At 60.8% G+C, this 14,128-nt stretch carries 14 protein-coding genes; 6 read left to right on the forward strand and 8 right to left on the reverse strand.

The features are described from left to right. Positions 1 to 155 precede the first annotated feature (155 nt). Entirely contained in the window at positions 156 to 761 is a 606-nt protein-coding gene (locus PMI35_RS12440) for a helix-turn-helix domain-containing protein (protein ID WP_032831756.1), read from the reverse strand. A gap of 267 nt (positions 762 to 1,028) precedes the next feature. Here PMI35_RS12440 and glnT point away from each other — a divergent pair, with 267 nt between their 5' ends. The 5 genes from glnT (at position 1,029) to PMI35_RS12415 (ending at position 6,993) form a co-directional block, all read left to right on the forward strand. Then, positions 1,029 to 2,363 carry a type III glutamate--ammonia ligase gene (gene glnT / locus PMI35_RS12435; RefSeq protein WP_008061440.1) on the forward strand — a complete coding sequence of 445 codons (1,335 nt, stop codon included), beginning with the start codon at positions 1,029 to 1,031 and terminating at the stop codon, positions 2,361 to 2,363. A 141-nt stretch (positions 2,364 to 2,504) separates the two neighbouring features. Then, positions 2,505 to 3,410 carry a class II glutamine amidotransferase gene (locus PMI35_RS12430; protein ID WP_008061441.1) on the forward strand — a complete coding sequence of 302 codons (906 nt, stop codon included), beginning with the start codon at positions 2,505 to 2,507 and terminating at the stop codon, positions 3,408 to 3,410. An 11-nt stretch (positions 3,411 to 3,421) separates the two neighbouring features. After that, positions 3,422 to 4,105 carry a protein glxC gene (locus tag PMI35_RS12425; RefSeq protein ID WP_008061442.1) on the forward strand — a complete coding sequence of 228 codons (684 nt, stop codon included), beginning with the start codon at positions 3,422 to 3,424 and terminating at the stop codon, positions 4,103 to 4,105. A 19-nt stretch (positions 4,106 to 4,124) separates the two neighbouring features. Continuing rightward, positions 4,125 to 5,447: an FMN-binding glutamate synthase family protein gene (locus PMI35_RS12420; protein WP_008061443.1), complete on the forward strand. Its 1,323-nt coding sequence runs from the start codon at positions 4,125 to 4,127 to the stop codon at positions 5,445 to 5,447. Positions 5,448 to 5,667: 220 nt separating this feature from the next. Further along, entirely contained in the window at positions 5,668 to 6,993 is a 1,326-nt protein-coding gene (locus PMI35_RS12415; RefSeq protein ID WP_008061444.1) for an ammonium transporter, read from the forward strand. Positions 6,994 to 7,032: 39 nt separating this feature from the next. Here the strand turns inward: PMI35_RS12415 and PMI35_RS12410 are convergent, their stop codons facing one another. From PMI35_RS12410 to PMI35_RS12390, 6 genes are all read right to left on the reverse strand, one after another. Continuing rightward, the gene (locus PMI35_RS12410; RefSeq protein WP_008061446.1) at positions 7,033 to 7,983 is read right to left on the reverse strand and encodes a bifunctional 5,10-methylenetetrahydrofolate dehydrogenase/5,10-methenyltetrahydrofolate cyclohydrolase; all 951 of its coding nucleotides are present in this window, start codon (positions 7,981 to 7,983) and stop codon (positions 7,033 to 7,035) included. A 183-nt stretch (positions 7,984 to 8,166) separates the two neighbouring features. Continuing rightward, positions 8,167 to 9,528 carry a purine-cytosine permease family protein gene (locus tag PMI35_RS12405; RefSeq protein WP_008061448.1) on the reverse strand — a complete coding sequence of 454 codons (1,362 nt, stop codon included), beginning with the start codon at positions 9,526 to 9,528 and terminating at the stop codon, positions 8,167 to 8,169. Positions 9,529 to 9,533: 5 nt separating this feature from the next. After that, on the reverse strand, positions 9,534 to 10,211 hold the full coding sequence (locus PMI35_RS12400; RefSeq protein WP_008061449.1) for an isochorismatase family cysteine hydrolase: 678 nt from the start codon (positions 10,209 to 10,211) through the stop codon (positions 9,534 to 9,536). Between the two features lie 92 nt (positions 10,212 to 10,303). Then, the gene (locus tag PMI35_RS34975; protein WP_162831848.1) at positions 10,304 to 10,456 is read right to left on the reverse strand and encodes a hypothetical protein; all 153 of its coding nucleotides are present in this window, start codon (positions 10,454 to 10,456) and stop codon (positions 10,304 to 10,306) included. A 135-nt stretch (positions 10,457 to 10,591) separates the two neighbouring features. After that, entirely contained in the window at positions 10,592 to 11,635 is a 1,044-nt protein-coding gene (locus PMI35_RS12395) for an LLM class flavin-dependent oxidoreductase (protein ID WP_008061452.1), read from the reverse strand. Between the two features lie 107 nt (positions 11,636 to 11,742). After that, the gene (locus PMI35_RS12390) at positions 11,743 to 12,228 is read right to left on the reverse strand and encodes a flavin reductase family protein (RefSeq protein ID WP_008061453.1); all 486 of its coding nucleotides are present in this window, start codon (positions 12,226 to 12,228) and stop codon (positions 11,743 to 11,745) included. A gap of 323 nt (positions 12,229 to 12,551) precedes the next feature. Here PMI35_RS12390 and PMI35_RS12385 point away from each other — a divergent pair, with 323 nt between their 5' ends. Then, the gene (locus tag PMI35_RS12385; RefSeq protein WP_008061463.1) at positions 12,552 to 13,958 is read left to right on the forward strand and encodes a purine-cytosine permease family protein; all 1,407 of its coding nucleotides are present in this window, start codon (positions 12,552 to 12,554) and stop codon (positions 13,956 to 13,958) included. Here the strand turns inward: PMI35_RS12385 and PMI35_RS35400 are convergent. Further along, positions 13,946 to 14,128, reverse strand: a 183-nt coding sequence (locus PMI35_RS35400; protein WP_238543187.1) for a hypothetical protein, incomplete at its 5' end; no start/stop codon positions are given. The two genes, PMI35_RS12385 and PMI35_RS35400, sit on opposite strands and share 13 nt — an antisense overlap.

A 14,128-nucleotide genomic window follows, 5' to 3' on the forward strand; every position in this document is an offset into this window, starting at 1 on the left:
TCAGCCTCCCGAAGGGGCGGGTGGATCAAAAGCAAAAGCAAAAGCAAAAGCAAAAGCAAAAGCAAAAGCAAAAGCAAAAGCAAAAGCCGAAGCAAAAGCCGAAGCAACAACCAAAGCGAGGCGGTTGATCGGTCTGATTTTGGAGGTGACCTAAATCATTCCTTATCGCTACCGTAATTCATGATCGACAACAACCGGATCGGTACCTGCACCAACTCCTCGGGCCCATGGGGTATTTCCCCTTCGAAGGTCAGGCTGTCGCCAGCCTCCATGCGATACAGCTGGTTGCCATGCCGGTAAATCAGCTCGCCTTCAAGCAAATGCAAAAACTCGGTACCGGGGTGGGAGAAGGTCGGGAACTCTTCGCTGGCGTCATCCATGCTCACCATGTAGGCCTCGAAGCTCTTCTTCGGCCCGCGGGTGTGATTGAGCAAATGGTAGGTATGGCCTTTCTCTGTTCCCCGGCGCACCACCTCCATGCCTTGGTCGGCCTTGACCAGTAGTGCGCTGCCGTCCTGCTGGTCGTACTCACTGAACAATTTCGACAGCGGCAGGCCCAGCACGTCACACAGGCGGCTGAGGGTGTCGAGGCTGGTGGAGACTTGGGCGTTTTCGATCTTGCTCAACATGCCCTGGCTGATATCGGCGATCTTGGCCACATCAGCCAGTTTCAGGTCCTGGGCCTGGCGTTGGCGCTTGATCTGCAAACCCAGGTATTGCTCAAGCTTGAGGCGCGGGGCGGTTTCGGTCGGCATAGTCATCGGATCCTGCACACTTTCCGTTCAGTAATATTAGTTTCGCACTGAGAAAGTGCAAGTCGCGGCGTCAGGCGCGTGTCCATCGGGCAATATTCCCATGGGGAAAAGATTTTTCCCATATAAACAGCACCACAGGTGTTTTTCACGCGTCACTCGCGAAGCTGGCAAGGGCCTTGCATTCCTATTGGGAAACAAACTTTCTTTTCAGGAATAAAAAGAAAGTCAGGGCCAACCCACAACTGATTTGCCTTTCGCGAGGAGTGACGAGCAATGTTGCCAGCAGAAACCCAGCGCATCATCGACAAGCACGGGATCAAGTACGTGCTTGCGCAGTTTGTCGATATCCATGGTGCGGCCAAGACCAAATCGGTGCCGATCTGTGGGCTCAAGACGGTGGCCGAAGAGGGCGCCGGTTTTGCCGGATTCGCGATCAGTGGCATGGGCATGGAGCCCCACGGTCCGGACTTCATGGCCCGCGGCGACCTGGCCACGCTGACGCCCGTGCCCTGGCAGCCGGGGTATGGCCGGGTGGTGTGCGTCGGTCATGTCGATGGCAAACCGCATCCCTATGACAGCCGTTATGTATTGCAGCAGCAGGTCCGGCGCCTGGAGGACAAGGGCTGGACCCTCAATACCGGTCTGGAGCCGGAATTCAACCTGATGCGTCGCGACGAGCAGGGCAAGTTGCAACTGGTCGACCTCAGCGACAACCTGGACAAGCCTTGCTACGACTACAAGGGCCTGTCGCGCTCACGGGTGTTCCTTGAACGCTTGACCGAAGCCTTGCAGGCGGTGGATTTCGAGGTCTATCAAATCGATCATGAGGACGCCAACGGCCAGTTCGAGATCAACTACACCTACAGCGATGCCATGACCTCGGCGGACCGCTTCACCTTCTTTCGCATGGCCGCCGGCGAGATCGCCAATGACCTGGGCATGATCTGTTCGTTCATGCCCAAGCCCGACCCGAAACGCGCCGGCAACGGCATGCACTTTCACCTGTCGATCAGCAGTGCCGAGAACAGGAATCTGTTCCATGACGCCAGCGACCCCAGCGGCATGGGCCTGTCGAAAATGGCCTACCACTTCGCCGCCGGTTTGCTTGCCCATGGCCCGGCGCTCTGTGCCTTCGCCGCGCCCACGGTCAACTCCTACAAGCGCCTGGTGGTGGGCAACTCGTTGTCCGGCGCGACCTGGGCGCCGGCGTTTATCGCCTTCGGTGCCAACAACCGTTCGGCGATGGTCCGGGTGCCTTACGGCCGCCTCGAATTCCGCCTGCCGGACGCCGGCTGCAATCCCTATCTGGTCAGCGCCGCGATCATCGCAGCGGGCCTCGACGGCATCGACCGCCAGCTGGAAATCGACCACGTCTGCAACGAAAACCTCTACAGCCTGACGCTTGCGCAGATCGCCGCGCGCGGCATCAAGACCCTGCCGCAATCGCTCAAGGAAGCCTGCGACGCGCTGGAGGCCGACCCGCTGTTCGCCGAAGTGCTGGGCCCGCAGATCGTGGCCGAGTTCATCAAGCTCAAGCGCATGGAGTGGGTGGAGTACAGCCGCCATGTGAGTGACTGGGAGGTCGCGCGCTATACCGAATTTTTCTGAGGCTGCTGGGCGGCAGCTACAAGCTGCAAGCGTCAAGCCGCAAGTAAAAGCGGATTGGCGGCATGTCACAAATATTTCTATCCATGCGGACTGCTTGCAGCTTGAAGCTTGCAGCTCCCGAACGAAGTGAGGACTGCTCTTATGTGTGGAATCGTAGGTCTTTACCTGAAAAACCCGCAGCTGGAATCCCGGCTGGGCCAACTGTTCGAACCGATGTTGCAGGCCATGACCGACCGTGGCCCGGACAGCGCCGGCTTTGCCATCTATGGCGATGAAGTGGCCGATGGCTGGGTCAAGCTGACCCTGCAGGCAACCACCGAAAGCTTCGAATGGACAGCCCTGATGGGTGAACTTGAGGGTCGCCTGGGCTGCTCGCTGGATTGGTTCCAGAACGCCAGCGCCGCCGTATTGAAGATCCACGCGCAGGAGGCGCCGGTACGCCTGGCCCTCGCCGAACTGGCGCCGGGCGTACGCATCATGAGCGCCGGGCAGAGCATCGAGATCCTCAAGGGCATGGGCTTGCCCCAGGAGATTTCCCAACGCTTCGGCCTGGCCGGCATGCAGGGCAGCCACATCATCGGCCACACCCGCATGGCCACCGAAAGCGCGGTGACCATGGAAGGCAGCCACCCGTTTTCCACCGGTGCCGACCTGTGCCTGGTGCACAACGGCTCACTGTCCAACCACTTCCGCCTGCGCCAGGAACTCAAGCGCGAAGGCATCCAGTTCGAAACCGACAACGACACCGAAGTGGCTGCCGGGTACCTGACCTGGCGCCTGCAGCAGGGCGACTCGCTCAAGGATGCGCTGGACCATGCGCTGGAGGACCTCGACGGTTTCTTTACCTTCGCCATCGGCACGCGCAACGGCTTTGCAGTGATCCGCGACCCGATCGCCTGCAAGCCGGCGATCCTCGCCGAGACCGACGACTACGTCGCCATGGCCTCCGAATACCAGGCGCTGTCGAGCCTGCCGGGCATTGAAAACGCCAGGATCTGGGAGCCGGCACCGGCCACCTTGTACATCTGGGAACGCGAGTCAGCTTAAGGAGCGCACACATGAAAACCATCGATCTTTCCACTGCCACTGTGCGCGAGCTCAATCAGGCGCTGCATGACCAGGTGCACAACCTGGAAGACCGCGAATGGGTGGTGACCCACTCCAACGGCAAGCACAACCTCGCCGTCGGGGTGAACCAGGCCGTGTCCATCGATATCCAGGGCCACGCCGGTTACTACTGCGCGGGCATGAACCAGAAAGCCAGCATCACCGTGCACGGTAACGCTGGTGTGGGTGTCGCGGAAAACATGATGTCAGGTTACGTGCGGATCAAGGGCAGTGCGTCCCAGGCCGCCGGCGCCACCGCCCATGGCGGGTTGCTGGTGATTGAAGGGGATGCCGGGGCCCGTTGCGGGATTTCCATGAAAGGCATCGACATCGTGGTCGGCGGCAGCATTGGCCACATGAGCTGCTTCATGGGCCAGGCCGGGCGTTTGGTCGTCTGCGGCGATGCCGGTGATGCGCTGGGCGATTCGCTGTACGAAACGCACATTTACGTGAAGGGCAGCGTCGCGTCGCTGGGGTCGGACTGCATCGAGAAAGAGATGCGCGCCGAACACCTGGAGGAACTGCAAGTGCTGCTCAATCGCGCCGGTTTCGAGCACAAGGCGGCTGATTTCAAGCGCTACGGCTCGGCCCGTCAGTTGTACAACTTCAAAGTCGATAACGCGTCCGCGTATTGATCACGCGAGGAGAATAGCTATGAGTGAGAAGAACCCTCCGGTGCTGCGCGAGTCCGCGACTTTCGACCGCCTGACCATCCAGGAAATCCAGCGCGCCGCCGAAACCGGCATCTATGACATTCGCGGCGGTGGCACCAAGCGCAAGGTCCCGCACTTCGATGACTTGCTGCTGCTTGGCGCCAGCGTGTCGCGCTACCCGCTGGAAGGCTATCGGGAAAAGTGCGGCACCGACGTGATCCTCGGCAACCGCTCCGCCAAGAAGCCGATCCACCTGAAGATTCCGGTGACCATCGCTGGCATGAGTTTCGGTGCGCTGTCGGCCAATGCCAAGGAAGCCCTGGGCCGCGGCGCTACCATCGCCGGTACCAGCACCACCACCGGTGACGGCGGCATGACCCCGGAAGAGCGTGGGCAGTCGCAGCATCTGGTCTATCAGTACCTGCCATCGCGCTACGGCATGAACCCGGATGACCTGCGCAAAGCCGACGCCATCGAAATCGTCCTGGGGCAGGGCGCCAAACCCGGTGGCGGCGGCATGTTGCTGGGCATGAAAGTCACCGAGCGAGTCGCTGGCATGCGCACGCTGCCGATCGGTGTCGACCAGCGCAGCGCCTGCCGGCACCCGGACTGGACCGGCCCGGATGACCTGGCGATCAAGATCGCCGAGATCCGCGAAATCACCGATTGGGAAAAGCCGATCTACGTGAAGATCGGCGCCAGCCGCCCTTACTACGACGTCAAGTTGGCGGTGAAGGCCGGGGCCGACGTGATCGTGCTCGATGGTATGCAAGGGGGGACGGCGGCGACCCAGGAAGTGTTTATCGAACACGTGGGGATTCCGATTTTGCCGGCCATCCCGCAAGCGGTACAGGCTTTGCAAGAGATGGGCATGCATCGCAAGGTTCAACTGATCGTTTCGGGGGGGATTCGCAACGGTGCCGACGTGGCCAAGGCCATGGCGCTGGGCGCGGACGCGGTGGCCATTGGCACGGCGGCCCTGATTGCGCTGGGCGACAACCACCCGCGCCTGGATGAAGAACTGCACAAGATTGGTTCAGCCGCAGGCTTTTATGACGACTGGCAGAACGGCCGTGACCCGGCCGGGATCACCACCCAGGACCCGGAGCTGTCCAAGCGCCTGGACCCGGTGGAAGGCGGTCGCCGCCTGGCCAACTACCTGCGGGTGTTGGTGCTGGAAGCACAGACCATGGCCCGGGCGTGCGGCAAGTCGCACCTGCACAACCTGGATCCGGAGGATCTGGTGGCATTGACGGTGGAGTCGGCAGCCATGGCACGGGTGCCGCTGGCGGGAACCAGCTGGATTCCGGGTTCCGGTTACTGACACCTGTCGGACGCAGTGGCCTCTGTGGATCGTTCCCACGCTCTGCGTGGGAATGCCTCCAGGGACGCTCCGCTTTCCGCTTCTGTGACGCAGAGCGTCACGGGCTGCATTCCCACGCAGAGCGTGGGAACGATCAGATTGAGGCCCGCCAAGAGGCTCATGTAGCAACACTTGCTCACTGCCCCCGACACTTCCGATTTCCATTGCAGGAGCTTTGAACATGGTCAATCGTCTTCTCGGCAAATCCCTTGTTGGCTTACTGGCGAGCGGTGCGCTGGTGCCCTTGGCGCAGGCAGCCGACGCACCCACATTGAACACCGGCAGCACGGCCTGGATGGTCATGGCGGCGGTGCTGGTGTTGTTCATGTGCCTGCCGGGCCTTGCGCTGTTTTATGGTGGCCTGGTGCGGGCGAAAAACATGTTGTCGTTGTTCACCCAGTGTTTCGGCATCGCCGGATTGGTGGGCGTGCTGTGGGTGATCTATGGCTACAGCATGGTGGTCGACACCACGGGCATGGTCGAGGGCGAGGTGACCTTCAACAGTTTTGTCGGCGGCATGAGCCGCGCCTTCCTGGCCGGGATGACGCCGGAAAGCCTGGTCGGCGAGATTCCGGAAGGGGTGTTCGTGACCTTCCAGATGACTTTCGCCATCATCACCCCGGCGCTGATCGCCGGTGCCTTCGCCGAGCGCATGAAGTTCTCGGCGGCGCTGCTGTTCATGGCGCTGTGGTTCACCCTGGTGTACGCCCCGGTGGCGCACATGGTCTGGGGTGGTGCGGGGGCCTTGATGCATAACTGGGGCGTCCTCGATTTTGCCGGCGGCACCGCCGTGCACATCAATGCCGGTGTTGCCGCGCTGGCCGCCTGCCTGATCCTGGGCAAGCGCAAGGGCTATGAAAATACGCCGATGCCGGCGCACAACCTGAGCCTGACCATGGTCGGTGCAGCCATGCTCTGGGTCGGCTGGTTCGGTTTCAACATTGGTTCCGGCGGCGGCCTTAGCGGCACGTCCGGCATCGTCATGCTCAACACTCAACTGGGTGCGTGCGCCGGGATTCTTGGCTGGATGTTCACCGAGTGGTTCAAGGTCGGCAAGCCAAGTGCGCTGGGCCTGGCCAGCGGTGCCCTGGCAGGGCTGGTGGGGATTACGCCGGCGTGCGCCTATGTGGGCGTGGGCGGTGCCTTGGCCATCGGCTTGTTGTGCGGGGTGTTCTGCTACTTGAGCGTTACGGTGCTCAAGCGCCGCTTCGGTTATGACGACAGCCTGGATGTGTTCGGCCTTCACGGCATCGGCGGGATGATCGGCGCGGTGTTGACCGGTGTGTTTTGCGTGCCGTCCCTGGGTGGGCTGGTGGAAGGCGTGAGCATGGGGAGCCAGGTGCTGGCGCAGATCAAGGGTGTAGCGCTGACGACGGTGTACTGCTTCGTCATCAGCTGGATCATTCTCAAAGTGGTGAATGTGGTGGTTGGCCTGCGTGCCGATGAGTCGGTGGAGGAGATGGGCCTGGATCTGGCCGAGCACAATGAGCGTGCCTACAACCACTGATCGACTCGGCTCTACCTGTAGGAGCGAGCAGGCTCGTTCCTACAGTTGCATTGGTTGGCGAGTCCAGGTCGCACGCTGCAACTGGCTGGCAATCAGGGTGTTTTTCAGCAGATAAGCAATGGTCATCGGCCCGACACCACCGGGCACCGGCGTGATTGCGCTGGCGACGGTGCGTGCACTGGCGTAATCGACATCGCCGACCAGTCTATCGCCCGACGCGCTGGTAATGCGATTGATCCCCACATCAATCACCACCGCTCCAGGCTTGAGCCAGCTGGCATCGATCAGCTGTGGGCGACCCACCGCTGCCACCACGATGTCCGCCAACCTGCACAATGCCGGGGCATCGACGCTGCGCGAATGCACCACGCTGACCGAGCAGTTGGCCTGCAACAACAGCGTCGCCATGGGTTTTCCGACAATGTTCGAACGGCCGATGACGACCGCGTGCAAGCCACTCAAGTCACCGCAGGTTTCGTGCAGCAGGCGCATGCAGCCGCTGGGGGTGCAGGGTGTCAGTACTTCCATGCCTTGGACCAGCCCGCCGACGTTTTCCCGATGAAAACCGTCCACGTCCTTGATCGGGTCAATGGCATGGATCACCGCGGCTTCATCGATGTGGTCCGGCAATGGCAATTGCACCAGGATCCCGTTCACCGTGACGTCGGCGTTCAGTCGCGCGATCAGTTCCAGCACCTCGTTCTGGCTGGCACTTTGCGCCAGGCGGTACTCCAGTGAACGGATGCCGACCTCCTTGGCGCGCAGCAGCTTGTTGCGCACATACACCTCGCTAGCCGGGTCTTCACCCACAAGCAGCACGGCCAGGACGGGGTAGATCTGTTGTCGGGCCAGGACCTCAACCTCATGTCGAACCTCGTCGAGAACCTGGGCCGAAATGGTTTTGCCGTCGATATCGCGGGCCGGTGCGGGTGTGGCGTTGAGCAAAATAGTCACCGTTGTCTGGATGGAGTGGGGAGCTGGAGCGAACATCGAGGCGCCGTTGCGCCCCGATGATCGATCAGGGACCTGCGGGCCAGGACGCTCAGGCTACCAGTTGCTGACAACCTTATACCACCCGCACACCCGCGATCCGTGTGGCATAGCGCAGCCAGCCTGAACCTGGCAGCAGAAACGCCGGGCATTGCGCCCGACGCTTGGGTCTTCAGGGATGGATCAGGACAGTTCGCCGACTCGCTCGACCCGCTTGCCGAGTTTCATCAGCCAGTAGTAACTCAAGGCCGGCACCAGCAAACCAACCAGCCAGGCCAGGTCGACACCCTCGAGCGCGGTGGCGACCGGACCGACATAGAGCGTGGTGTTCATGAATGGAATCTCCAGGGCAATCGCCAGCACGAAACTGCCGCAGGCGATCCAGTTGACCCGCCCATATATCCCGTCGAGGTCGAAGATGTCATCGATCCGGTATTCACCTTTGCGCAGGCAGTAGAAGTCCACCAGATTGATCGCCGTCCAGGGGATCAGGAAGTAGCTCATGAAGAAAATGAAGTTGAGGAAGAAGGTGATGAAATCGTCCTGGTTGATGGTGCACAGGCCGGTCGCTGTCACGCTGATCACCAGCATGAACAGGCCGCGTACCCGTGGCGTCACCTTCAATCGAGCGAAAGGCTCTATCACCGTGATGGTCGACATGAACGCCCCGTACAGGTTGAACACGTTGATCGACACCTGGCCATAGACGATGAAGGCGAACAGCAGGACCGCGCCGCTGCCGAACAGCCCGGCGACATGGCCGCCGACGTTACTGGAAAAGTCGCCGATGCCGACGCTCAGGATCGCCCCGAGAATCATCATCCATGCGCCACCGCTGACCGTGCCGGCGTAGCTGTACCAGAACACTTGTGCGGCGCTCGTGCGGCTTGGCAGGTAGCGCGAATAGTCGGCAACGTAGGGCGCATAGGACAGCTGCCAGGTCACGGCAATGCTCACCGCCACCAGGAATTTCGACAGCGAGAAGCCCGTCGACAGCCATTGCTCGGCCGGGATCGGCAATTGCAAGGCCAGCAGCGTGGCGGCGGCGAATATCAGCAGCGAAAGGATCGACAGCAGCTTCTGCAAGCGGTGAATCAACCGGTAGCCATACAGCGCCACCACGAAGCACAAGGCGCCGATCAGGTAGATGTTGCCGCTGGCCGGCAACGGGCTCACCGACTCCAGCGCCTGGGCGGCCAGCAGGGTGTTGCTGACGAAGAACCCCAGGTAGATCAGCATCACGAACAACAGCGGTAACACCGCCCCGAGTACGCCGAACTGCGCACGGCTCTGGATCATCTGCGGGATGCCCAGCTTCGGCCCCTGGGCGGAATGGGAGGCCATGAAAATCGCGCCCAGCAACGAGCCGACGATGATTGCCAGGGCGCTCCAGAACAGGTTGAGCCCCATCACCACCGGCAGCACCCCGGAGGCGATGGTGGTGATGTTCATGTTGGCGCCGAACCAGATGAAAAACAGCGACCCCGGCCGGCCATGACGCTCGGCTTCAGGGATGAAATCGATGCTTCTTTTTTCGACTTGCATGGCGATTACTCCTGAGTCCGCACGAGGTGGGTGTGCAGCCGGGCGATGGTGCCGGGCAGCTCATGGGGCTGGTGTGCGAACAGGTCCGGGTGTTCGGGGTTGAGGCTCAGGTAGTCAAGGTTTTGCAGGGCGCGCCGGCATTCGCCGCTGGTGAGGATTTCCAGGGAGTAGACCCAGTTGGCCATGATCAACAGCGCCGAGTAGTGACCGGCCTGGGTGGTCGTGGTGCAGGCATCGCTGACCAGGCGAATGTGGTAACCCAGGGCAAAGGCATCGAACACCGTGGTCAGCACGCAGACATCGGTGAGCACGCCGCAGATGATCAGTGTGCGGACGTCCAGTGCCTTGAGCCGGGCATCCAGATCGGTACGGTGGAAGGCGCTGTAGCGCCCTTTGTCGACAATGGCTTCATCGGGCCGCGGCGCCAGGCTGTCGATGATCTCCACCTGACGGGTGCCGGCGCGGTAGCCGCTCGGGCCGCCGTCGCAGGCGCGGGGTTCGCCGCGTGGCAGGTCGCTGCCATCGGCTTGATTGATATGGCGGGTATAGAGGATCGGGACCCGCTGCTGGCGGGCGGTGTCGAGCAGTGCGGCGGTGTTGGCCACCACCTTGTCGAAGTGTTCGAGGACGAAACCGTCCTCCTGTTGCATGTCGATGATCAACAGAGCGTTGTTATTGTTCATGGGGCAAACCTGATCATGAGCCGAAGCACAATGCACAGCGCATACCGCGCTATGAAGCGATATGACGTGCGTGACTTTCTATTCGGGCAGGCTCAGTAAACGGGTTGCCAGAAACCGTTCTGCTTGGCGGAAACACTGGCGCGCAGGCGCTTGAAATGGATATGCGAAGCGGTCCATTCGCCGCGCAGGTAAACCTGCTCGGCGCCGGAGGGAGGGGAGAGTGATTGGAGACGACCATTGAACATGGGAATCGACCTACACATCAGACATCAATCCTTGTGGGAGCGAGCCTGCTCGCGAAGAGGGTTTCACATCCAACATAAATGTCGACTGTCAGATCGCTTCGCGAGCAGGCTCGCTCCCACAGGGGGGAGGTGGGCTCAGCGGAACGCCGGCACCACGTGCTTGATAAACAACTCCAGGGACTTTTTCTTCTCGGCATGCGGCAGGCTGTTGTCGCACCAGAAGCTGAACTCGTCGACACCCAGTTCCTGATAGTACTTGATGCGCGGGATGATTTCTTCCGGGGTGCCGATCATGGCGGTCTTGTGCAGGCTCTCCAGTTCGAACTCGGGACGACCGGCGAACTTCTCTTCCGGGCTTGGTGCCAGGAAGCCGTTGACCGGAGTTTCCTTGTTGCCGAACCAGGCATCGAAGGTGCGGTAGAACCTGGCGATTGCCTTGGCCCCGACTTTCCAGCCTTCGGGATTGTCGACCGCGTGCACGTGGGTATGACGCAGCACCATCAATTGCGGGCGTGGCACGTCCGGGTTGTTGTCCAGGGCGACCTGGAATTTGTTCTTCAGGTCGAGGACCTCTTCGTCGCCTTTCATCAGCGGCGTGACCATCACGTTGCAGCCGTTGGCGACGGCGAAGTTGTGCGAGTCCGGGTCTCGGGCCGCGATCCACATCGGCGGGTTCGGCTTCTGGATCGGCTTGGGCACGCTGGTGGAGGTCGGGAATTTCCAGATGTCGCCGTCATGGGCGTAGTCGCCTTGCCACAGGGCGCGAACCACCGGAACCATTTCCCGCAAGGCCTGGCCGCCGGAGGAGGCTGGCATGCCGCCGGCCATGCGGTCGAATTCAACCTGATAGGCGCCACGGGCCAGGCCGACTTCCATGCGACCGTTGCTGATGACATCAAGCAGCGCGCATTCACCGGCGACCCGGATGGGGTGCCAGAACGGCGCGATGATGGTGCCGGCACCGAGGTGAATGGTGGTGGTCTTGCCGGCGAGGTACGCCAGCAACGGCATCGGGCTTGGCGAAATGGTGTATTCCATGGCGTGGTGTTCACCGATCCATACGGTGCTGAAACCACCGGCTTCGGCCATCAGCGTCAGTTCGGTCAGGTCCTCGAACAGCTGGCGGTGGCTGACGCTTTCGTCCCAACGTTCCATGTGTACGAACAGGGAAAATTTCATGACGCTACCTCGAATCTCTTGTGGTCGACCCGTCGACTGCGGGGCTGTTGATTATTGGTATACCATAATACAAAAAAGCTGCAAAGTTTTTCGATTGCCGACAGGTGTCAGGCCAGAACGGGCAGGGCGCCCATCTTGCCGTGGCAATACACCAGTGGACCGGCATTGTGCTGGGGCACGATCAGGTTCTTCACCGCGCCGACCATGATCGCGTGGTCGCCCCCTTCATATTCGCGCCACAGTTCGCATTCGATGACCGCCGTGGCGTTGGCCAGGATCGGGTTGCCCAGTTCGCTCAACGTCCACTCGATGCCTTGCGCCTTGTCCTTGCCCTTGCGTGCAAAGGCATAGGCTTCGCTCTGCTGGCCGCCGGACAAGACGTGAATGGCAAAGCGCTTGTTCCTGATCAGGACCGGGTAGGAGTCCGAGCTGTAGTTGGGGCAGAACAGCACCAGGGCCGGGTCCATCGACAGCGAGCTGAAGGCGCTGGCGGTCAGGCCGACGACCTGACCGTCGTCATCGAGCGTGGTGATGACGCAGACGCCGGACGGGAACGAGCCCATGACTTGTTTGTAGATGGCGGCATCGATCATTGGACTGTCCTCGGGAGTGGAACGTGGTTTTTATGAGTTTGTAGGTCTGATGGTATACCGTAATACATCGTTTGCAAGGGCTTTTTTGGTCGTCCGATAAACGTATGCCTTTGGTCTGTAAGTCAGTGTTTACGGGGCTTTCAGCTAGGCAGTGGGTGCAGGTTTGCGGCAGGATGCCGGATCAGATGGGCTGTCAAAGACCGAATCAGTCTTGTGGAAATGTTGGAATACCATAATATGGTGGGCATCTGAGGGGCGGCCAGAGAGTCCCCCCGGTTTGACTTCATACAAAGATAAGAACAGACAAACTCGAGTTCATGCATATGTCCCAGATGTCCCGGCAAGACCCGTTGATCGAGAATCACACGGTCGATTACGTTCCACTCGCAGAGCGCCACGGGAAGGCCCGAGATCTTTTCACCCTGTGGTTCAGCACCAACATTGCGCCGCTGCCCATCGTCACCGGTGCCATGGTGGTCCAGGTGTTCCATCTCGACTTGTTGTGGGGGCTGCTGGCGATTGCCCTCGGGCACATGGTCGGCGGGCTGGTGATTGCCCTGGCGTCGGCCCAGGGCCCGCGCATGGGCATTCCACAAATGGTCCAGAGCCGCGGCCAGTTCGGCCGCTATGGCGCGTTGCTGATCGTGTTTTTTGCCGCACTGATCTACGTCGGCTTCTTCATCTCCAACATCGTGCTGGCGGGCAAGTCGATTGTCGGCATCGCACCCTCGGTGCCGGTGCCGGCGAGCATCCTGATCGGTGCCCTGAGCGCCACGGCGATCGGCGTGATCGGTTACCGCTTCATCCATTCCCTCAACCGCATCGGCACCTGGGTCATGGGCAGCGCCTTGCTCGCCGGGTTCCTCTACATCTTCGCCCATGACCTGCCGGCGGACTTCTTCACCCGCGGTGGTTTCAACCTGTCCGGGTGGCTGGCCACGGTGTCCCTGGGGATCATCTGGCAGATCAGCTTTTCGCCTTACGTGTCGGACTATTCGCGCTACCTGCCAGCTGATATCGGCATAGCCAAACCGTTCTGGGCCACCTACCTGGGGGCAACCCTGGGCACGATCCTGTCCTTCACCTTCGGCGCGGTGGCGGTACTGGCGACCCCTGAAGGTACGGAAGCGATGGCCGCGGTGAAGCAATCCACCGGCTGGCTGGGGCCGATCCTGATGGTGCTGTTCCTGCTCAACATCATCAGCCACAACGCCTTGAATCTGTATGGCGCGGTGCTGTCGATCATCACCTCGATCCAGACCTTCGCCAGCCAGTGGACACCGAGCATCAAGGTGCGCGTGGTGCTGTCGAGCGTGGTGTTGGCGGGCTGCTGTGTGGTGGCGCTGGGCGCTTCGGCGGACTTCATCTCGCAGTTCATCGGGCTGATCCTGGCATTGCTGCTGGTGCTGGTGCCATGGGCGTCGATCAACCTGATCGACTTCTATGTGATCAAGCGTGGGTCTTATGACATTGCCTCGATCTTCCGTGCGGATGGCGGGATCTATGGGCGCTTCAACCTGCATGCGATCGTCGCGTATTTCATCGGGATCATTGTGCAGCTGCCGTTTGCCAATACGTCGTTGTATGTGGGGCCTTATGCCAACCTGGTCGAGGGTGCGGACCTGTCGTGGCTGGTGGGGTTGGTGGTGACTTGTCCTCTCTATTACTGCCTGGCTACGCGTGGACGGGCTCAAGAGGGCAGGGCTTCGGGGTTGAGTTATACCGACTGACTTTTTGAACGCTGGAGTTTGTCTGGAATGCCCGGCTTTTTGCCGGGCATTTTTGTTTGTGCGGTAATGGTGTGTACATATCCATTGCTGCGGTAACGGCCACTTATGGTTTCGCCCTTACGGCGAGTCCCTTTTTCAAACAAACGCCAAAAAGTAAGCAAAAGGCTTTG

The organism is Pseudomonas sp. GM78 (assembly GCF_000282475.1).
Lineage (GTDB): Bacteria > Pseudomonadota > Gammaproteobacteria > Pseudomonadales > Pseudomonadaceae > Aquipseudomonas.

What these genes read in the sequence shown, in the direction of transcription:
- PMI35_RS12425 (WP_008061442.1), top strand. Translation starts at nt 3,422, where the DNA reads ATGAAAACCATCGATCTTTCCACTGCCACTGTGCGCGAGCTCAATCAG.
- glnT (WP_008061440.1), top strand. Translation starts at nt 1,029, where the DNA reads ATGTTGCCAGCAGAAACCCAGCGCATCATCGACAAGCACGGGATCAAG.
- PMI35_RS12395 (WP_008061452.1), bottom strand. Translation starts at nt 11,635, where the DNA reads ATGAAATTTTCCCTGTTCGTACACATGGAACGTTGGGACGAAAGCGTC.
- PMI35_RS12430 (WP_008061441.1), top strand. Translation starts at nt 2,505, where the DNA reads ATGTGTGGAATCGTAGGTCTTTACCTGAAAAACCCGCAGCTGGAATCC.
- PMI35_RS12440 (WP_032831756.1), bottom strand. Translation starts at nt 761, where the DNA reads ATGACTATGCCGACCGAAACCGCCCCGCGCCTCAAGCTTGAGCAATAC.
- PMI35_RS12390 (WP_008061453.1), bottom strand. Translation starts at nt 12,228, where the DNA reads ATGATCGATGCCGCCATCTACAAACAAGTCATGGGCTCGTTCCCGTCC.
- PMI35_RS12410 (WP_008061446.1), bottom strand. Translation starts at nt 7,983, where the DNA reads ATGTTCGCTCCAGCTCCCCACTCCATCCAGACAACGGTGACTATTTTG.
- PMI35_RS12420 (WP_008061443.1), top strand. Translation starts at nt 4,125, where the DNA reads ATGAGTGAGAAGAACCCTCCGGTGCTGCGCGAGTCCGCGACTTTCGAC.
- PMI35_RS12400 (WP_008061449.1), bottom strand. Translation starts at nt 10,211, where the DNA reads ATGAACAATAACAACGCTCTGTTGATCATCGACATGCAACAGGAGGAC.
- PMI35_RS12385 (WP_008061463.1), top strand. Translation starts at nt 12,552, where the DNA reads ATGTCCCAGATGTCCCGGCAAGACCCGTTGATCGAGAATCACACGGTC.
- PMI35_RS12415 (WP_008061444.1), top strand. Translation starts at nt 5,668, where the DNA reads ATGGTCAATCGTCTTCTCGGCAAATCCCTTGTTGGCTTACTGGCGAGC.
- PMI35_RS34975 (WP_162831848.1), bottom strand. Translation starts at nt 10,456, where the DNA reads ATGTTCAATGGTCGTCTCCAATCACTCTCCCCTCCCTCCGGCGCCGAG.
- PMI35_RS12405 (WP_008061448.1), bottom strand. Translation starts at nt 9,528, where the DNA reads ATGCAAGTCGAAAAAAGAAGCATCGATTTCATCCCTGAAGCCGAGCGT.